Origin of the sequence: Agrobacterium sp. CCNWLW32 (assembly GCF_037083425.1) — a bacterium.
Classification (GTDB): Bacteria; Pseudomonadota; Alphaproteobacteria; order Rhizobiales; family Rhizobiaceae; genus Agrobacterium; species Agrobacterium radiobacter.
This window is the reverse complement of sequence record NZ_JBAOJM010000009.1, coordinates 1-17,131: the sequence shown is the minus strand read 5'-3', so window position 1 is coordinate 17,131 and position 17,131 is coordinate 1. Positions and strand designations below refer to the sequence as shown.

Annotated in this window: 18 protein-coding genes and 3 pseudogenes; 13 read left to right on the top strand and 8 right to left on the bottom strand. The window is 56.5% G+C overall.

Annotation, left to right across the window (positions count from 1 at the left end; translation table 11 throughout):
- Positions 1-34 precede the first annotated feature (34 nt).
- The 3 genes from V6R85_RS18150 to V6R85_RS18140 all read right to left on the bottom strand — a co-directional run bounded on the left by V6R85_RS18150 (position 35) and on the right by V6R85_RS18140 (position 2,293).
- Positions 35-1,105, bottom strand: coding sequence for a nucleotidyltransferase family protein (locus V6R85_RS18150; RefSeq protein WP_060727153.1), 1,071 nt, complete (start codon positions 1,103-1,105; stop codon positions 35-37).
- Positions 1,106-1,353: 248 nt separating this feature from the next.
- Positions 1,354-1,920: an AAA family ATPase gene (locus V6R85_RS18145; protein ID WP_060727152.1), complete on the bottom strand. Its 567-nt coding sequence runs from the start codon at positions 1,918-1,920 to the stop codon at positions 1,354-1,356.
- Positions 1,921-2,071: 151 nt separating this feature from the next.
- Positions 2,072-2,293 carry a transcriptional regulator gene (locus V6R85_RS18140; protein ID WP_111834024.1) on the bottom strand — a complete coding sequence of 74 codons (222 nt, stop codon included), beginning with the start codon at positions 2,291-2,293 and terminating at the stop codon, positions 2,072-2,074.
- Positions 2,294-2,439: 146 nt separating this feature from the next.
- Between V6R85_RS18140 and V6R85_RS18135 the strand changes: the two genes are divergently transcribed.
- Positions 2,440-3,207: a hypothetical protein gene (locus V6R85_RS18135; protein WP_162695488.1), complete on the top strand. Its 768-nt coding sequence runs from the start codon at positions 2,440-2,442 to the stop codon at positions 3,205-3,207.
- A 104-nt stretch (positions 3,208-3,311) separates the two neighbouring features.
- Here V6R85_RS18135 and V6R85_RS18130 read toward each other — a convergent pair whose 3' ends face one another.
- Both V6R85_RS18130 and V6R85_RS18125 read right to left on the bottom strand, forming a co-directional pair.
- Positions 3,312-3,440, bottom strand: coding sequence for a hypothetical protein (locus tag V6R85_RS18130; RefSeq protein WP_336377110.1), 129 nt, complete (start codon positions 3,438-3,440; stop codon positions 3,312-3,314).
- Positions 3,441-3,566: 126 nt separating this feature from the next.
- Positions 3,567-3,884: pseudogene (locus V6R85_RS18125) on the bottom strand (hypothetical protein); the annotation flags it as partial.
- Positions 3,885-4,291: 407 nt separating this feature from the next.
- On the opposite strand from V6R85_RS18125, the gene V6R85_RS18120 reads away from it, so the two are divergent.
- Entirely contained in the window at positions 4,292-4,825 is a 534-nt protein-coding gene (locus V6R85_RS18120) for a hypothetical protein (protein WP_336377109.1), read from the top strand.
- A gap of 6 nt (positions 4,826-4,831) precedes the next feature.
- Here V6R85_RS18120 and V6R85_RS18115 read toward each other — a convergent pair whose 3' ends face one another.
- On the bottom strand, positions 4,832-5,734 hold the full coding sequence (locus V6R85_RS18115; RefSeq protein WP_336377108.1) for a hypothetical protein: 903 nt from the start codon (positions 5,732-5,734) through the stop codon (positions 4,832-4,834).
- Between the two features lie 157 nt (positions 5,735-5,891).
- Here V6R85_RS18115 and tssI point away from each other — a divergent pair, with 157 nt between their 5' ends.
- From tssI to V6R85_RS18085, 6 genes are all read left to right on the top strand, one after another.
- A complete protein-coding gene (gene tssI / locus V6R85_RS18110) occupies positions 5,892-8,285 on the top strand; it encodes a type VI secretion system tip protein TssI/VgrG (protein ID WP_336377107.1) in 2,394 nt (797 codons plus the stop codon).
- 3 nt (positions 8,286-8,288) lie between these two features.
- Positions 8,289-9,353: a DUF4123 domain-containing protein gene (locus V6R85_RS18105; RefSeq protein WP_060726845.1), complete on the top strand. Its 1,065-nt coding sequence runs from the start codon at positions 8,289-8,291 to the stop codon at positions 9,351-9,353.
- Positions 9,350-10,198 carry a hypothetical protein gene (locus V6R85_RS18100; RefSeq protein WP_060726844.1) on the top strand — a complete coding sequence of 283 codons (849 nt, stop codon included), beginning with the start codon at positions 9,350-9,352 and terminating at the stop codon, positions 10,196-10,198. The genes V6R85_RS18105 and V6R85_RS18100 overlap by 4 nt, the downstream gene beginning before the upstream one ends.
- Before the next feature lie 66 nt (positions 10,199-10,264).
- Entirely contained in the window at positions 10,265-10,786 is a 522-nt protein-coding gene (locus V6R85_RS18095) for an SMI1/KNR4 family protein (protein WP_060726843.1), read from the top strand.
- A 16-nt stretch (positions 10,787-10,802) separates the two neighbouring features.
- Positions 10,803-11,519 (top strand): hypothetical protein, encoded by a 717-nt coding sequence (locus V6R85_RS18090; protein WP_111791548.1) that lies wholly within the window; start codon positions 10,803-10,805, stop codon positions 11,517-11,519.
- 28 nt (positions 11,520-11,547) lie between these two features.
- Complete coding sequence (locus tag V6R85_RS18085; RefSeq protein ID WP_162266713.1) at positions 11,548-11,844, top strand: PAAR domain-containing protein; 297 nt, start codon at positions 11,548-11,550, stop codon at positions 11,842-11,844.
- Positions 11,845-12,023: 179 nt separating this feature from the next.
- Here the strand turns inward: V6R85_RS18085 and V6R85_RS26055 are convergent, their stop codons facing one another.
- Entirely contained in the window at positions 12,024-12,197 is a 174-nt protein-coding gene (locus tag V6R85_RS26055) for a nucleotidyl transferase AbiEii/AbiGii toxin family protein (protein ID WP_162266712.1), read from the bottom strand.
- Between the two features lie 502 nt (positions 12,198-12,699).
- Here V6R85_RS26055 and V6R85_RS18075 point away from each other — a divergent pair.
- From V6R85_RS18075 to V6R85_RS18065, 3 genes and pseudogenes are all read left to right on the top strand, one after another.
- Positions 12,700-12,969, top strand: coding sequence for a helix-turn-helix domain-containing protein (locus V6R85_RS18075; protein WP_060726840.1), 270 nt, complete (start codon positions 12,700-12,702; stop codon positions 12,967-12,969).
- Positions 12,969-14,210, top strand: a complete 1,242-nt coding sequence (locus V6R85_RS18070; protein WP_077998361.1) for a type II toxin-antitoxin system HipA family toxin — start codon at positions 12,969-12,971, stop codon at positions 14,208-14,210. The genes V6R85_RS18075 and V6R85_RS18070 overlap by 1 nt, the downstream gene beginning before the upstream one ends.
- 26 nt (positions 14,211-14,236) lie before the next feature.
- Positions 14,237-14,341: pseudogene (locus V6R85_RS18065) on the top strand (VapC toxin family PIN domain ribonuclease); the annotation flags it as partial.
- Between the two features lie 99 nt (positions 14,342-14,440).
- Here V6R85_RS18065 and V6R85_RS18060 read toward each other — a convergent pair.
- A pseudogene (locus tag V6R85_RS18060) lies at positions 14,441-14,793 on the bottom strand (helix-turn-helix domain-containing protein).
- Between the two features lie 304 nt (positions 14,794-15,097).
- On the opposite strand from V6R85_RS18060, the gene V6R85_RS18055 reads away from it, so the two are divergent.
- On the top strand, positions 15,098-15,781 hold the full coding sequence (locus V6R85_RS18055; protein ID WP_111791546.1) for a type IV toxin-antitoxin system AbiEi family antitoxin domain-containing protein: 684 nt from the start codon (positions 15,098-15,100) through the stop codon (positions 15,779-15,781).
- Positions 15,778-16,620, top strand: a complete 843-nt coding sequence (locus V6R85_RS18050) for a nucleotidyl transferase AbiEii/AbiGii toxin family protein (protein ID WP_060726837.1) — start codon at positions 15,778-15,780, stop codon at positions 16,618-16,620. The genes V6R85_RS18055 and V6R85_RS18050 overlap by 4 nt, the downstream gene beginning before the upstream one ends.
- The last annotated feature ends 511 nt before the right edge of the window (positions 16,621-17,131 follow it).

Here is a 17,131-nt window from a genome sequence, read left to right as displayed (position 1 = left end):
ACGGGAAGTTCGGGCATCTGAACTGGGGTTACCATCATCTTTTGCCCAGATCAGCGGCGGAAACGCCGAGCGCGACTGCCAAGGGCAACCTGGCTTTCTCAGGCATTATGGCGAGTCCTGAAGTGATCGCTTCCTGCCATGCAGGACCGCGTTCCCACGCCTCGTTCCAGGCGTCGGCGAGCGAATATCCTTGCCGTGTTTCCACCAGGGCCTCTGACAACAGGGATGCTTGTTGAAGATCCTTGTCACGCTTTGCTCTGCCCAGGGCATCGTTGCGCCTGCGAGACGCGACAATCAACTTGTGAACGGCATAGCGCTCGGGAGCGGGGACGTTGACGCTGACGCCTTCTCTATACAGCAGCACCGTTCTCACGGGTTCGTAGATCAGATAGTCCAGAAAGCGAAGGTTTTCCGCCGACGCGCCGCCGAGAGCAGGCATGGGTGACGGCTTGCCCGTATGGTCGTTCGACCCGCGGTTCCCCGTCAGGAACTCCACGCGATAGTTGTCCGAGTTCACGAAGGCGACCACACGCGCCTTGTCCGCCTGATGTGGTACCGCTCTGAAGGACGGATCGACGGTATGCAAGACGTCCAGGATTGGTGGCAGGCTGTCCCCAATCTCTGAGCTTATTGCAAAATCCTGGGCGTAGTCGGCGTCGCCCGTCTGGAGCGCGGCATTTGGAAGGCGAACCCCGAGCAGCCCTGAATAGCAGCTGAACGCAACCGAGCCTATGATAAGCGCTCGAAGGCGAAACAATCCGGCATCTGCAAGAGCTTTCGTTACTTCGCCGGCAAAACGTTCAGGCGCCGCCATGCCACCAGTTCGTGTAAGGGCGTTAACGAGCCGACGCCGCTCTCTGAGGTCGTCTTTGACTTCCCTGTGGGCGTGTACCCTCGCGGTTATTTCCGCGTCTGCTTCCGGCCCTACATAGCGCCGCTTGTCACCATCGGGGGTCGGATACTCGAAGTACCAGTAACCCTTGCCTTTAACGGGGACGTTCACGAACCGTCCATTATGAGGGAAGTCGGTGGAGAACTGCCCATCGAACGATCGCTGCGCCAGTTCCGCGAACATTGTCCTGTATGCGAGGTCAATCTGTTTCAAGACATGCGATCCTTGCGGCGACGTGTGTCATTATAAGGTTTTGTTTTTTTCCTTATAGCCAGGATCGCGATAAATCGGCACAGTCGTTATAAGGAAATTCAAAAATCCTTATAACCGCTTCCATTTGCCATGGCAACCGGTCGTCAGGGCACTGCCCCTGAAACCGGCCAAGGCAGTTCCGGACAGTTTCGCCGTGACGGAGGAGGTAGATTGTCGGTGCAGACACGCGTGCTTCACCCATTTCCGCGTTATCGGTCGCCATCGATCGATGCATCCAGACGGAAACGCGTCGATTGCAGCGCATTGATGACCGAGTGCAGGGCAGCCTGTTTGTCCTTGTCCGATACTGACAGGACGTGATGTTCAAAGGCGCCGAGATCGGCAAACTGCGAGTGGAGATCGGCGACGACAAGCGGATCGCCGAGGCTGTCGCCACCGCGTGCCTGACAGCGTTCAATCGCCTCCTTCACTGTCGTGCGCAGCACGATGTAATGCAGCGGGCGCGAAAGCGCCGTGAAGGCCGGCAGCCAGTCCGGTCGCACGACGCCATCGAGGATGACGAAATAACCTGCCTCGGCGTAGCGACCGGCAACGTCGGCAGCGATCTGCATGATCATCCGGTTCTGATGATCGGACTCCGGAAGCCAAGGGGCGATGCGGCCGTGCTTGATGTAACCCCACAGATCATCGCTGTGGAAATGCACCTTTGGCACACCGGGCAGGCGTGCAAGCGTTTCGGCGATTGTGGACTTGCCGGAGCCGGGATGCCCGGAGAGAAGGAGAATGTGGCCGCGGAGATTGTCTGTCATGGTCATGTTTCAGTCTCGGAAGCTGCCAGATCAATCGTCGATCGCTTGCTGTCGATATCCGTTGTTTGACGGGCTGACCTGGATGTGTATCTCGGCGCTTGTGGTCGCGCGAGCGAGGTCTCTGCGGTTATATCATCGAAGCGTCAAAAGGAGCGGTTCAAACGCCTGTCTCTGACGCCGGTTTTGCAAAACGGACGCCGACACCACCGCCGTTCTCGTCAATGAAAACGAGTCCGGCTTCTTCAAATGCAAGACGAATCGCAATGAGAGTTGCAGCGTGTCCTGATTTACCGGATTCGATACGGGTGATCGTTGCGGCAGTTACTTTTGCTTTTGCTGCCAGATCTCTAACACCCCATCTGAGGGCTGCTCTCGCCATTCGAATTTGATCGTGTGTTATCAAATTATAACCTTGACATAAAAAATGCAAGCCGGGTAGTCTCAGAGCTGCTGACGCAACGGCCGAGCAGGTGCTGTAACACCTTACTCGACCTGACCACAATCTAGCTATCAGGAGCTTGGATCATGGCTGATTCTGAGAATAGCAGAACTTTACCTAAAATTTCGTGCGCAAATGCATTCCCCAACGAGACGTTCGTCGACAATCTGCCAAGCGTGATCAACCGGCGCAATCTTTTGCCGCTTGCCGCACGGATCCTGCCGATGCTGCTCAACGATCTTCCCTCGCGCACGATTGCCGGACCGGTCCATGCCAAGGAGCTGTGGCCGGACTGGTATGACATGTATCAGCAGCGGCTTGCCGCCGAGCGGGAATGCCGGGAACTTGAGGCGCGACTGCTGGAAGAGACCGGCGGTCGTCCTGCTGTCGTGATTTCCGTTGACGATGGTGGTCCGTCGGTCGGGACCGTATCCTCTTTCGGGAAGATCAGGGAGCTTGCGCCGCGCATCGGTGCTGAAGCCGCAGAGAGCGCGCGTCTGGAGTTGCTGAGACTGAGACGGGCATGGAATGCGGCTGACCGCCGCATCGGTTACAGCGCCAGTCTTGCGAAGGCGCAGGACCTTGCCCGGTTCGAGGGTATTGCCGGGCGTGTGCTGATTTCGCTGCAGCCCTATTACATCCACGACATTGCCGCCAAGCTCCACTGCATGCTGGTGATGTATGATCCGGAGCTTCGCAATGAAGAGACCCCCTGGCCGGAACTGCGCAAGATGCTGCGTGAGCTGATCCAGCCGCACTGGTCTGTGATCGAGCCGCAGTCGCGTATCCGCCTGCTGCGGCCGAAGACGCGCGAGAGGCGGTTTCAGGAGGAAAGGGACAGGATTGCCGTGTGAGCGGCGTGACGCAGGCCCGGCAGCGGTCTGTGGTGACGCACAGTATCGTCGCCGGGCCTTCAGCGCCCTGTGATGGTCAGCCAGCGAAGCACGCCACGCCCTGCCTATGCGGCAAGGCTTGTCACCAGATAGGCGGATGCCAGAAGCAGGGTGACGACGGTGAAGAATATCAGAGCTGCCGCCAGTTCATCCAACCTGCCGTCGCGTTCATTGCGATTCCAGTCGTAAGCCATAGCCAACCTCCATCGTTGCTGAGAGGGAAGGGTGGCTCCGCATGGTTAATAAAATCCTAATATTGCGGGCTGAATGTTGCCGGTATGATCTGGCATTTGGCCGTCCGACGATGGCGCCGCCCCCCAACCGGCAGGTTTGACGAGGCTGATTTCGGTTTTGCTGTCGAGGACGATATGCAGGTCGCGTATCATGGCGGCTGCCTGCAGCAGGGCGTTCCGGATCTCTTCATCGCTGCGCCATCCGCGTTCGATTGACAGGGCGACGGTGTGGATGTCGAGGAGACTGTCACGGCCGGGGCCGGATGGGATGCCGATTGTTTCGCGCATGTCGCGGATTGTCGTTACTGCCCGTTCCAGCATACGTCGCTTCTGCCAGCTGTCGAGGCGATCAAGCCTGTTGGCGTCGCGGATGAGCTCGGCAATGAAACTGTTGGTCAGGGTCATGGTATGAGGTTGCCGGGTCGGCTGACGGGCGTCAATGGAAGACCTTCGAGGTAAGCTTCAGGCCCCGAAGTTGACGCCAGGCTGTGATGCCGGCGCATCACGGCGCGTGGGCACAGATGCGCGCTTTTTTCACTGTTCTCTCTTAATTATTCCTATTTCTATCATAGCTTTGTTTGGTTTTCCGGAAGTAAAATATGAGGCGTGCATCATGCTGGCCTGTTTTTCCGGATGGTCGATGGCCGGGCGCGGAAATCCGGGGTTGCGTTCCGTTTGTGCACAATGAGATTATCGGTGCGGAGATTGCCGGAACGCAAACGTCGATCAGTCTGCGACCTCCCGGGGGATCGTTTGGCGTGGAGGTTGTCTACAGCGACAAAATGGCGGTGAGACCAAAACGGAGTGACGATATGAAAAACGGAGCGTGCACGTTCCGACGTCGGTACCTCAAGGTATCGACAATCAGCTGCTTTGCCGCATTTTTGAGCTTCGGGGAAGCCGCGGCCACGCCGGCGGATACGATGGTCGACCGCCTTCTCGACATCTGTGAAGCGTCCACTGTGCAAGAAGCGATGGTGAACGGCGACAAACTCGACTGGCAGCGTCTGTCCAATGCCGACGTTGAGGAGTGGCGTCGCAACTTCGTCGGTTTTAATGGCGGTTCTGTTGATTTCGTGGGTTGGCGACATAAGAGGGAAGGCGGAGTGGAGTTATTGTCGTTCTGGATTGCCGCTGGTCCTGATGGACACAAGGCATGCGCGTTTACCACGCCAAGGCCTGCCGGTTTCATGGATGCATTATCGGAGCGGCTTGGAGCACCAGACAATCTCGACAAGAATGATGCGATAAATAGCGTAACCGCACTGTGGAAGCGGGGCGCGGTGGATTATTCCTTTGTTCAGGTCGGCACGTCCGCCGTCATTAATATCAGCTCAAGTCGATGAGATGCACTATTCCCGGGGCACGATAACAAGCACGTTGAAACCCTCATCAATGTTGAATGTCTGCGGATTGAGCAGTTTGTTGCCATAGGTGGAACTGAACCAGCACGCGGTCTTCTCATCATGAATTGCCGTTACGGTTTCCCGGACGCTTCTGTTGATCGCGTCTATGATTTCGGTCCCTGTCTTGCCCCGCCTGTTGAGATGCATGAGTTTTTTCCGCGCGGGGCTTTCTGCATCGGAAACCGCGATGGTGACCCTGTCCGTTGAATAGCTTTTTACCCGAACCCGCAACCGCCTCGGCCGCGCTGCATCAAACCGGTCGTTAATTTCCTTGATACGCGCCTTGATGTCAGCATCGGCCCGGCGCTCCCCGGGCAAAACATCATCCGCCGGCGCAAGCTCGTCGGCGAACTGCGCGCGCGCCACTTCCGCAGCGTGATGCGCATAGGCAAGATGTGTCACCGGCAGGGCCCTCAGCCATTTGCGCCGTTGCGTGATCGCCATCGACTTTGCCGCCTCTTCGCCCAGTTTGGCGACGGAGAAGTTCTCGCGTTTCTGCCCCTCACTGGTCATTAAGGTTGCCTGCCACACATCGCCTTCGGCTGTCTCAACACGCCTGACGCCGGAGATGCCGCTTCGGTTGTTCTTGCGCAGAAGCACGGCCTGCTCGATGTTGGTGGCGGGCGGAATGGCAAGGATGATGGCGTCGCGGTAAGCGCGTGCCTGACGGTAGGCGGAATCGCCGGAACCGTAGATGCTGTCCTTGAACAGCCTGACGATCCGGTGGCCGCGCCGCCTGATACTGACCCACCAGCCGGAGCCGTGGCGAGCCCCGGCGGCTTCTTCGCGGCTAAGGCCGTAGGTACCGGCATCGTGTTTTGTGTGTCTCGGATTTCTTTCGATTGTCACTCCGTGCCCCGGCCTGTCAGATGTCATCGATGGATATTTGGCGTATCCAGGTTGTAGAATTCATGTTGAATCCTTGGTTTCGCCACAATGTTTGATTGCATTCTGTCGAGATTTTGACAGCTGATTGATTTTTTGAGCTCTGCTATCGAGGTTCGCAATGAATGACCAGCCCTCATCCTCTGACTTCATTCAGGCGAGTCGTGTGCTCAAGGTCAAGTCGCCTTTGGGCGAGGATCAGCTTCTTCCGGAGCGCCTGTCCGTCGAGGAGGGCGTATCGCAGCTCTTCGACATCCGCCTGACCGTGCGGGCCAAGAAGGAAGCGGTCAAGCCCGAAGAGCTGATCGGGCGGCTGGTCGATGTTTCGGTCGAGGTGCAACAGGGCGATGGCGAAGAGGGCAGCGGCATCCGTCGCCCGTTCAACGGCCTGGTGACGGAGCTGCATGAAGGCCCGCCGATCACACGCGGTTTGCGCTCTTACGCCATGACCCTCCGCCCGCAAATGTGGCTTCTGTCGCGCCGCTCCGATTGCCGTATCTGGATGGACAAGACGGCGGTCGAGATCGTTGAGACGCTGTTTTCCGAACATGGCATTCCTGCTCCCGACACGTCGGGCATCATCTCGCCGCCGCCTGCACAGCACTACAGCGTACAGTTTAACGAGACCGATCTCGACTATCTCACCCGTCGTTTCGAGGAGGATGGTCTGTTCTACTGGTTCAGCCATGAGGATGGTTCCCACAAGCTGCATGTGGCCGATAGCGCCAGCGGCTGGCTTGGGCCATCACCGGCCGCCCAGGGGGAGGGGACGGTGCGTCTGGCGCAGGGTTCGTCGGATCGCAACCACATCAACGACTGGGCACGGCGTTTCTCCTATGTCCCGGGCCAGCGCGCGGGTGCGGACTGGAATTTCGAGACGCCGGGCATGGTGCCGGGCACAATGACGCCCTCACTGGTGCAGATGCCGGATGCGACGAAGCGCGAGCTCTACGAATACCCGGCCCGCATCAGGACAGTCGAAGAAGCGGAGCGGGCGCAGAAACTGCGCACCCAGGCGATCGAGGCCGACCACGACCGGGTATTCGGTTCGTCGACCTCGCGCATTCTGGAGGCCGGCCGCCGCTTCACGCCTTACGAGGTCGCCCACCCTGAACACGCCTATGAAGAGCATGTGATCATCAGGGCAAGCCACAATATCGTTGATCTCTCCTATGAGACCAATGGCAACGAGCCGGAATATCGCAATCACTTTGAGGCAATTCCGGCCCGTGTGCCGCTGACGCCACACCGGTCAACAAAACGCCCGCGCATCGAAGGCACGCAGGTGGCGATCGTCGCCGGCCCTGAAGGCGAAGAAATCCATCCTGACCAGTATGGCCGTATCAAGCTGTGGTTCCCGTGGGATCGCAAGGCGAAGAAGGATGGCACGGATACGTGCTGGGTGCGGGTCAGTCAGGCATGGGGCGGCGGTACATGGGGTGCGCAGGTTATCCCGCGCATCGGCATGGAAGTGATGGTCGCTTTTGTCGATGGCGATCCGGACAAGCCGCTGGTCATTGGCGTGGTCAACAATCCGGCCAATTCCGTGCCTTACGACCTGCCGGCCAACAAGACGCGCATGGTGCTGCGTTCCAACAGCCACAAGGGCGACGGTTTCAACGAAATCACCTTTGAGGATGAGGCCGGCAAGGAGAACCAGTTCTTCCACGCCCAGAAGGACCAGACGACGCGGGTATTGAATGACCGGACCAAGCGCATCGACCGCCACGAGGTCGCCTCGGTTGGCGGCAACCGCGCGGTGGAAGTTTCCGGCAACCAGAAACACGAGATCGGAGGCTCGGTAAACACCGTCGTCGGCGGCACGGGGCCGATGGCGATGATGGCCATGGCGGGCGTACAGGCGCTCTCCGGGCAGACGGCGGGGTTGCTTTCGCAGGCCGCCCGGATCGCAGGCGGTGGTGGTCCCGGCGTTGCGGCCTTCGCCACCACGCTTGCCTCATCGGCACTAGGTTTCCTCGGTGCGGGCGGTCTTTCCGCACGCGAAGGTGTTGTCTCCGGTCCCAGTCCGCGTGCGGACGCCGGTACGGCGCTTGCCGGCTCCGGCTCGGGCGTCGGTTCCGATGCTTCGGGATTGTTTCCGCTGCCGGGCATCATGAACACGATCGTCAGCACGTTCAAATCCGATAGCGTCGGTGTAGCGCGGGCTGAACAGATCGGGGTGAGCAAGGTCACCAATGTCGGCCAGACCTATATTACCAGCGTCGGGAAAGAGCAGCGCACCACCGTAGGTAAAACAATCCGAATGGAGGTCGGTGAACTCTTCGATTTGTGGACGCACGACAAGTTTCTAGGCCGTTCCGAGACCTGGTACGTAAACGCCAACAAGAAGATCGTACTCACGGCGCCGGGCGGCAGAATTGAGATCAACGAAAGCGGGATACTTATCAAGGGCCTGCGCGTCGATATCAAAGGCAATCAGATAAACTTCTCTCGCGGCGGCCCCGGCAAGAAGACCGACAAGGGGTTTGCTGAAGATTGTTCGAAGAAGAGCTGATCTATGGTCGAAACATTGAAAACGCAAATCCAGAATGAGTTCATGCAGAATCGAGATGCAGGTTCGAAGCTGTTCGTCCTGGTCGATCCCTCTCGCAATCCTGGCCTGTTGACAATCGCCCAAGGCATGACTGACGAGGGAGCATGCCTATTTATCGGCGATGCGCGGCAGGAATTCGAAGACGATGCGCCATGGCTATTCAGGTGCGACGAAAGCGGAGAACTCGTCCGTTACCTTGTCTGCGAAGGTCTTGGTCGACGCTGGAGCGTCTTCGCCGAAAGCAATCTGGAATTTGCCGAAATTTTTACCCATTTTCGCAAGTTCGTGAAGGTCGTTGATGGCGAAGGAGACCACATATTCTGGCGCTTCTACGATCCGATGATTATCGCCGGCCAGTTGCCGTTTCTCACGGCCGAGCAGAGAGAGCATTTCCTCGGTGGGATCGAGCGGCTCGGTACGGAAATGGGCGAGCATGCCTTTGCCTGGTTCCGCAGCAATGGTGACGGACGGCTTTCCACGCATGTGCTTGAAGCGGATGGAGAGAAGGTCGATGTATCCGATAACGAGATATCCGACGTGAAGGACATCCCCTCGGATCTGGTCCAGATTTCAGTGGAGGGAGCTCGCGTTCGACCGATGATGCACCTGACCCAGTCGCAGATCGATGCACCGCTGCTCTACAATCGTCCAGCGCTCGTCGCGCATGTCGTCGAGAATCTCGACGAAGAGTTCTATCCGGCAATTGCACAGGTCGATCGGCAGGTGCTCGATCAGATGATCAGCCATGGCATTTCGCTGGCGATGTTCTCTTATGCCATTCACGACGTGGAGCACATCGAACTCTTTATAGACTTTATGTTTCGGATCGCACCTGGTTGGCACAAGGAGCCCGCCCTCAACCAGATTCTCAGGCGAACGGACCTCACCACCAATGAGAAATTCGACCGCATGACCGAAGATCGCATGACGCGCGCCTGGGACGACGCGGAAACGATCGACGACCCCCGCGAATGGCTGCCTGAGGAGATTGCCCGACAACTGAACGCCAAGGGAGAACTTCTCCAATGAGCGAAGCTTATAAGACGGAACTGAAGGACGGAATCTGGTCGAACGTCAAGCAGATGGCAAAAGATGATCCGGCCATCATCACTGACGTCGCTGGCATTTTCGACCCAACAGGCGCAGCCGACCTGACTAGCGCCGGCATCCGCGCTGTGAAGGGCGACTGGTGGGGAGCCCTGTTCTCTGCGGTGTCCGCTGTGCCGTTTGGCGATCTCATTGGCAAAAGCAAACTCCTTGCCCGTTATGGGCCTAAAGGGGCCAAGCTCGGTGGAGCGATCGCCTCCTACTTCGGCAAAAGCGCCAAAGCGCTGCAGGAGAGCCTGGTAGGCATGAAGGGAGCAAAGGCGGCGATCGCGGCCAGGAAGCGTGCTTTGGAGAAAGTGCGCGAGGCGATGAAGAAAAAGCGCGCCAAGAAAAATTGCGCCGAATGCAAGAAAGTGCCGAACGGTCGCATGCCTGCAAATGGAAAAAATGGCAACTGGACCGATGCCGCCGGCAACAAGATTGCTCAACCTGCCGATGGCAATGGTTTTTTCAAGTTCAGCGAGACGAAAACCCTTCCCGACGGAACCAAGGTAGACGGAATTGCTTACAAAGACGGGTTTCCGGACTTCGACAAGTATGTCGTGGGCGGAAAGCAAGACATATCGGTCGTCACGGGTGATGCGGCGACCGATGCCAGAACACTTCAGAGGGAGCTCGGAGTTGCCAATCCAGGCCACTCTGACTACGTCCTCAACCACTTCGAAGATGGCACCGTCGGGTACGTTCCACGGGTCGTTCACGATACTGCAGGCGGCGGGGTGGCACACGTCGGTGGCGCATCGATGATCGACTCGCCACTCTTCTAGTTCTGCCACCGGAGGCACTGCGTCGGCCGGTGGTCTTTGTTTAGTAAATTGGAGGTTCTTAGAATAATGGATGCAGCCCTGAAGGATATGCTGGACAAGCCTGATGAAATGGGTCGTGCGGAAAAGCCGGTGGCCAATACCGAGATCGACGAATTTGAACGCTCGGAAGGCGTCACCCTGCCGGATTCGCTTAAAAGTTTCTGGTTAAGTTACGGAAGCCGCGACCTTAACAGCAAGAAGATCTTTGCTTTCAAGACGAAAGTCGTTTTCCCTGATGGAAAAAAGAAGAAAGCCGACGTCAATGCGATCGCCGGTCCCGGCAAAATGATCGAGGCGCGCCAACGTTACATTGACCCGCTATATGGAAACTCCGGTGAGCGACTGCCCGCAGGCCTTTACCCCCTGACATTCGATAGCGGTTATGGTCACTGCTTACTCGATCTGAATGCAGATACCCACGGACGTATTCTTTATATAGTGATCAAGGCGAAAACCTTCGGCGATGCCGGTTACGGCTGGGATCAGGTCGGAACAGTCGCGAAGGACTTCGATGAGTTCCTGGCTGGTCTGACGCCGGATTATCTCTGACTTTGGAGAGGGGGCGATGCTTCAGGACGCTTATACGCATTTGAGTTCGGTCGCGGAAAGACATACCGACGACATCATCACGACCGCGTTCGAAAACTGGCCTCCGTTGTATAAGGAATTTGCACTGGCACATCCTGTAGCATCTCTTCCCCTGAGTTCAGACGAAATCGAGGTGGTTTTACGCGGGAATTCCGATCGAGCACGCTGGAAACAGCAGGCGATCGCCATACCGGAGATTGCCCTGCATACCATCGAGTTGCGCGGGGGTCGGGTGTTCCCAAAGATTGGCCCGGTCAGTTGGAAGGAAGTACCGACCTTTAGCATTATGGAGTCGTCTGAAGCGGCAGCAATGATACCAGCAATGCTCGCGTCATTGACAAGCCGTATGGCTATCATTCTGGAAGCCTTCGTGATTGGGCAGGTGCCGACGTTCCTGCACTTCTTCCCGGCAGTTGATCTAGCTTCGCACGCAGAGTTGCGGGTCAGGGTTCGCGACGGCAAGATGGTCGACGCAAGGTGGCAGTCCGTTCCGCAAGGTGTGCGTCCAGATGTCGCGATCAAGGAGCGCATAATCAGTACGGCGGCAGAGCTCTGCGCATCGAGTCCACTGCCAAGCTTGCTTTTGGACATCAGTGTGGATTGCAGCGATACGACATCGCCCGCGAGACTCATCGAGATTAATCCCGATATCCCGATAATTTCTACTCCGCCAGACCGTTCAGCTCTTTCGTGACAAGCTCAGGAGGTTTACTTTGCCTGGAATGCCCGTAACGTTGAAAGCACACTGGCACGTCTGCCCGATGATAGATCCTGGGCCTCGGCCGCATATTGGCGGACCGGTCGTCTCTACACAGCAGAATTTTGTAACGGTGGAAGGCGTACCCGTGGCCACGATCGGTGACAGTCTGCTTTGCACTGGAGTGCCTACGACATCAGACAAGATCACAGGTGGGTCTTCGATCGCCAAGATAGAGGGCAAGAGGATTGCCCGTATTGGCGACTCCTGCGCGCATGGCGGAAGGCTGGTGCAAGGAGTGCCTTGGATTACGTTCGACTGAAAGAGCTGGCTCGGGAAAACTGCACAGCCCGGATAACATTCGCTCGGGGATCGATGAACTGCACCTCGACCTCCTCCGCTTCGAAACTTCTCATCATCGAAGACATGATCCCGCTTGATGGCTTCCATCGGGCGGGATATCGGCGGCAAGCCGTCATGGAAGTTGCGCCGGCTTTCGATCTACCTGGGCTTGTCCTGATTTCGACCGGTGGCAACGGTCATATCATCAGGAGGATTTATCCTGAGATCGATATCGTCGGAGAAGCGGTCAGTTATCCCCAAACACTTGGAAAGCGATGTTCCGCCCCTCAACTCGAAATGATAGCCCGCCTGTTTCTGGGCGGCAATTCGCATATATTGATCCATTTTAATGGGGCGATATCGATGGTTCCCCAATTGGTTGACCCATTGTAGTGGGGCCATTCCAAGGCGCCTTTTGCCAGCTGCGGAGGTTGCAACGCCGGCTTCCGGGCGTGCGGCCTCATGGCACCGAAGGCGGCCGCCATTCTGTCGCTGATCGAGACCGCAAAATCAAAGGTTGGTGGCCGCTTCCGGTTCAATTCATTTGTCAAACCCGGTCACACAAAGGCGGGTCCGTCGCTCCCATTGGATGGCGAGGCGGTTTTGAGATATCCCGGTTTACTCAATTGGGTTGAGTCTTCTGACGAACATCCAAACCGGAATACGGGTTGCCGGGCCATACATGTCGGGGATTTCAAAGGATGCTTCCCTGGGCGCGAGATTTCCCGATCAGGATGATTTAATACCGCAGGGAGTCAAACTTACCGATCGGGAAGCGGCATATTGATCTCTTGGAAATCTTCCTGTACGGTAAGTAATCCGATGGAGGTTAACGATGTTCAGGTCTGCGCGCGATTTCGGCGCTGCTATCAGGGAAAGACGCAAAGCGCTTGGCTGGACGCAAACCGGGCTTGCTGCCCGTTCCGGAACGGGTGAACGCTTCATCGTCGAGCTTGAATCCGGCAAACCGAGCTGCCAGCTCGAAAAGGCGCTGATCGTCGCGCGCACCGTCGGCATCGAGATCGGCGATCTCCGGACCGTTCGGGCTGCTCCATCCACGCTGGACGATGACCTCAGCTTCCTGCCGACGTTCGGTGCTGATTGATGACGACCATCTTTTACGAGACGCTGCCTGTCGCCCGTCTGACTTTTGAAGGCGAATGGAGGATGGACTACGATGCGGGCTGGGAAGCACGGCGCACGGCCTTTCCGGTGTCGCTCACCATGCCGCTGCGCTCCGGGCCCGTGGGTGCTGCGAAGCTGCTGCCCTGGCTTGCCAATCTGCTTCCGGAAACACATCTTGCCGAGATCGGTCAGCGGCTCAAGGTTTCTCCGCAGGACATTGTCGGTCTGCTTGGTCATATCGGACGTGACACGGCGGGGGCGCTGTCGATCGGGGAGCCGCGGAAAGCGGGTGTCAACCTCCAGCCCGTGCCGGATGAGCAGGCACTGGAGCGTATTCTCAATGAACTTCCTGCCAGACCTTTTCTGGCCGGAGAGCGCGGTGTTTCCATGTCGCTTGCGGGCGTCCAGGAGAAACTGCCGGTGTTTGTAGACGGGGATGGCCATATTTCAGTTCCGGTGGACGGGACGCCATCCACGCATATCCTGAAGCCGGATACGAAACGTCTTGCAGGGAGCGTGGAGAACGAGGCGTTTTGCCTGTCGCTTGCGCGTGCCTGCGGGCTGGACGCGGCCGAGGCGACGATCGGAGTGGCTGGCCAGCGACGTTATCTTCTTGTGAAACGCTATGATCGCTTCACCGATCCGCAAGGGGAAATCCGCCGGCTGCATCAGGAAGATCTTTGCCAGTTAACAGGACATTTCCCCTCGCAGAAATACGAGCGATCCTCGACCGGCCGGGGCGTGACCATGAAGATGATGTTTGATGCTGTCAGCGATCTTGTTTCGCCTGGCGAACGGCTGAAACTTCTCGACGCGGTGATCTTCAATGTCCTGATTTGTAATTCTGACTCGCATGCGAAAAACTACTCGATCCTGATCGGTGCCGGTGGATCCGCGAAGATGGCTCCGCTCTATGACCTGATGTGCGCTGCCGTTTATGGCCAGGTAGATCAGAGCCTGCCGCAGGGGGTTTCCGGTCGGTTCCGTGCGCCTGACCTGCGGCGTGCCGATTGGCAGGCACTGGCTGATGACATTGGACTGAGCGGCGCATCGACACTGAAACGTGTGGAGGAACTCGCACAACTGGTCAGCGTCGCATGCGATGAGGTAGCACCGCATATCGCTGGCATCTCCAGCGATCCGACGAGGACCCTTGAGAGAATTACTCACAACGTTCGAAAGCGGTGTAGACAAATTCAGGAGCGATCAGGTGGCCGATGAGATGGCCCCGTATGGAGTGGCGATGGTTGATCGCCTCGACCGCGCTTGTTCATAACCTTGCCGTCGTGACGCGGAATGTTGGGGATTTCGATGGTACGGGCGTGATCGTTGTCGATCCGTGGCAAGGGTGATTGTTCAGACAACAGGCATGCGCATCATGCCCGGCAGTTGCCGAGCGGAGTCAAGTGTCATTGGCGTGAGAATTGCTCGGCCTGATAGCGATGCAATGCTTACGCCAGGTCGTCTATATCGACGTTGAGTGTCTGAGCGATTTTTCGCAGGACGGTGAGGCTTCCGGCTTTTTTGCCGCTTTCAATCTCTGACAGATAGGGCGCACTTATCGAGACTTTAGTTGCGAGGTCCTTGGCGGTCATTCTTCGATGCTCGCGCCAGACTTTACGGCGTTGTCGCCGGAAAGAAGACGATTGACGACAACGGCAGGAACGAGTTCGTCATGCCCGGCGGCGATATTAGTCTTGATCTTCTCAGCAGATGCGACATCAGCCCTGTCCACAAGGCTTTCATATTCAGACAGGGGAAGGACGATGAGCGTTTCCCTATTTGGAGTGGTTATGGTTTGCATCATTTGCCTCCTATTCGTAGATACTGCCGCGTGCCCCGATTTTTATGACTTCCAGCACACTTCCCTGGTCGTCCATAATGATGCGCCAGTCGGCAACGCGTAAGCGAATGAATTGTGAGCCAGTCAGTATTTTCACATTGTTGGCAAGAGATTTTGGATCGCTTGCATATTGCTCTATTTTGGCTGTGATCCGCGTGGACACTCGATACTTGAACAGGTACGTCCTACCGGGAACGGGTTCCGGCACCTGTAGCAAAATTATAAAAATTCTTGAAACTTTCATAAATTGGAAGTATCAAGAATTATGTCTTCGTTGGTGGACCAGGTTTCTGCAGCCGGATTGGCTGATCGTTTTCTGAATGACCGGCAACTCGCCGAGTTGCTGGGCGGCAGTGACGCGCGCCGTTATGGCCTTGTCAACCGCGCTTTGAAAGACGGGTCCCTCATCCGCCTGAAGCGTGGTTGTTATGTGCTGGCGCGACGCTATCGACGTGACCCGGTTCATCCGTTTGCCGTCGCCCAAAACCTCGTGCCGGGCAGCTATATCTCTTTCGAAACAGCACTGTCGTTCCATGGATGGATTCCGGAGGCGGTGTTTGTTACCGCCAGTGTTTCACCTGGACGCAAAAGCCAGGATTTTTCGACGCCCGGGTTCGGGACCTTCAGCTATCATCCTCTGGCGATCAACGATTATCGGTTCATGACGAGTGTTGACCGTGTCCCGCTCAACGGCTCGATTGCGTTCGTTGCCCGACCTCTTCGGGCACTTATGGATCTGGTAGCGCTTCGCAAGGTGGAGTGGAGCGGGCTTGAATGGCTGACGATTGGTATGAGGATCGAGGAAGATGCCCTTTTCGGATTGCGACGTACGGATTTTACGGCATTGAAGCCGGTGTACAAGCACAAGGCTGCGAATGCCTTTCTCCGGGCGCTGGAAGGCGCCCTGATGCCTTCCAGGCGTCTGCATGATCTCGAGGTCAGGGCATGATTGAGATTATCCGGGACAAGCTTCGGCACTATGCGGCGGAGAGTGCAATAGAGGAAGAGAATGCCGTCAAGGAGATACTGCAGGAGGTCGTACTCTACGCTTTGTGGCGGGGCGATTTTTTCGATGTGGCTCTTTTTCAAGGCGGCACAAGCCTTCGCATTCTTCATGGCCTGCCGCGTTTTTCCGAGGACCTCGATTTTCTTCTGCGGGCTCCCGACACGGGTTTCAACTGGTCTCCTTATCTCAAGGTTCTGACGGATGTTGTCAGCCAGTTCGGGCTGGAATTGGAGGCACATCCCAAGGTGCGGATGGATACGGCGATCCGGCAGGCTGTTATCAAGGATGATTCCATCGCGAGCCAGTTGGATCTGTCATTTGCGGGAAGAGGGAGACCCAAGACAATTCGTATCAAGCTTGAGATTGACGTTAATCCGCCTGCGGGATCGGGTGAGGCAACTACCTATCTTGATTTTCCGGCTGATTATGAGGTCCGCCATCAGGATTTGCCTTCCAATTTTGCGCTCAAGATACACGCTCTGCTATGCCGTGGATTTCTCAAGGGGCGTGATTGGTTTGACTTCTCCTGGTATGTGTCCCGCAGCGTCTCGCCGAATCTGGACCTTTTGCGCAATGCGCTGATGCAGGCTGGTCCATGGGCGGGAGATGAGACTGTCCATGTAGATGCTGCCTGGCTGAAAGCGGCTCTTTCAGAAACGATCAAACGTATCGACTGGAAAGAGGCTGCCGGGGATGTTCGACGGTTTCTTCGTCCAGCTGAGCTTAAATCCACGGATCTTTGGAGTGATCGTTTTTTTCTTGCCAAGCTGGAAAAGCTTTGAAGCTTTCCGATATTCTTGTGTTCGTAGAAGGCAGGCGAATTGTTTCGTCGGTTACGTTTTGCAAATTATATATTTTCGTTTTTTTTGATTTGACGGATTTATCAGCAACCTGAATCCGTGCTGACGAGGGCGTCATTCAGAAATGCGCCTGCGGCGCGGTGGGTCGACGGGGAATGGTTTTGCTGCAGCATCCGCATCAATACATATATTTTTATATTTATACTTTTTGGATGGAATATTGTTTCACATTGTGACGTGGTGAGGGCGATTCCTGCCGGTCGCAAAATGAAGTTGGTGAAAACATATATATACATATGGATGGCCGAGCAAACATATAATTTATGCACTTGTTTACCTGGCGGATTGCTTTGCCTGGACGGATGATTTATGCGGGTTTGTGCGGAAACTAGGGATTTTACCGGGAATCTGACTGGGGGACTGATTGAAAGAGTGGGTTTGTTTTGGTGGCAATCGATCATAATAACAATATCATGATATTGTTATTATGATC

What these genes read in the sequence shown, in the direction of transcription:
- V6R85_RS18085 (WP_162266713.1), top strand. Translation starts at nt 11,548, where the DNA reads ATGCCCGTAACGTTGAAAGCACACTGGCACGTCTGCCCGATGATAGAT.
- V6R85_RS18130 (WP_336377110.1), bottom strand. Translation starts at nt 3,440, where the DNA reads ATGGCTTACGACTGGAATCGCAATGAACGCGACGGCAGGTTGGATGAA.
- V6R85_RS18070 (WP_077998361.1), top strand. Translation starts at nt 12,969, where the DNA reads ATGACGACCATCTTTTACGAGACGCTGCCTGTCGCCCGTCTGACTTTT.
- tssI (WP_336377107.1), top strand. Translation starts at nt 5,892, where the DNA reads ATGAATGACCAGCCCTCATCCTCTGACTTCATTCAGGCGAGTCGTGTG.
- V6R85_RS18055 (WP_111791546.1), top strand. Translation starts at nt 15,098, where the DNA reads ATGTCTTCGTTGGTGGACCAGGTTTCTGCAGCCGGATTGGCTGATCGT.
- V6R85_RS18100 (WP_060726844.1), top strand. Translation starts at nt 9,350, where the DNA reads ATGAGCGAAGCTTATAAGACGGAACTGAAGGACGGAATCTGGTCGAAC.
- V6R85_RS18140 (WP_111834024.1), bottom strand. Translation starts at nt 2,293, where the DNA reads ATGGCGAGAGCAGCCCTCAGATGGGGTGTTAGAGATCTGGCAGCAAAA.
- V6R85_RS18050 (WP_060726837.1), top strand. Translation starts at nt 15,778, where the DNA reads ATGATTGAGATTATCCGGGACAAGCTTCGGCACTATGCGGCGGAGAGT.
- V6R85_RS18120 (WP_336377109.1), top strand. Translation starts at nt 4,292, where the DNA reads ATGAAAAACGGAGCGTGCACGTTCCGACGTCGGTACCTCAAGGTATCG.
- V6R85_RS18105 (WP_060726845.1), top strand. Translation starts at nt 8,289, where the DNA reads ATGGTCGAAACATTGAAAACGCAAATCCAGAATGAGTTCATGCAGAAT.
- V6R85_RS18090 (WP_111791548.1), top strand. Translation starts at nt 10,803, where the DNA reads ATGCTTCAGGACGCTTATACGCATTTGAGTTCGGTCGCGGAAAGACAT.
- V6R85_RS26055 (WP_162266712.1), bottom strand. Translation starts at nt 12,197, where the DNA reads ATGCGAATTGCCGCCCAGAAACAGGCGGGCTATCATTTCGAGTTGAGG.
- V6R85_RS18145 (WP_060727152.1), bottom strand. Translation starts at nt 1,920, where the DNA reads ATGACCATGACAGACAATCTCCGCGGCCACATTCTCCTTCTCTCCGGG.
- V6R85_RS18135 (WP_162695488.1), top strand. Translation starts at nt 2,440, where the DNA reads ATGGCTGATTCTGAGAATAGCAGAACTTTACCTAAAATTTCGTGCGCA.
- V6R85_RS18095 (WP_060726843.1), top strand. Translation starts at nt 10,265, where the DNA reads ATGGATGCAGCCCTGAAGGATATGCTGGACAAGCCTGATGAAATGGGT.
- V6R85_RS18075 (WP_060726840.1), top strand. Translation starts at nt 12,700, where the DNA reads ATGTTCAGGTCTGCGCGCGATTTCGGCGCTGCTATCAGGGAAAGACGC.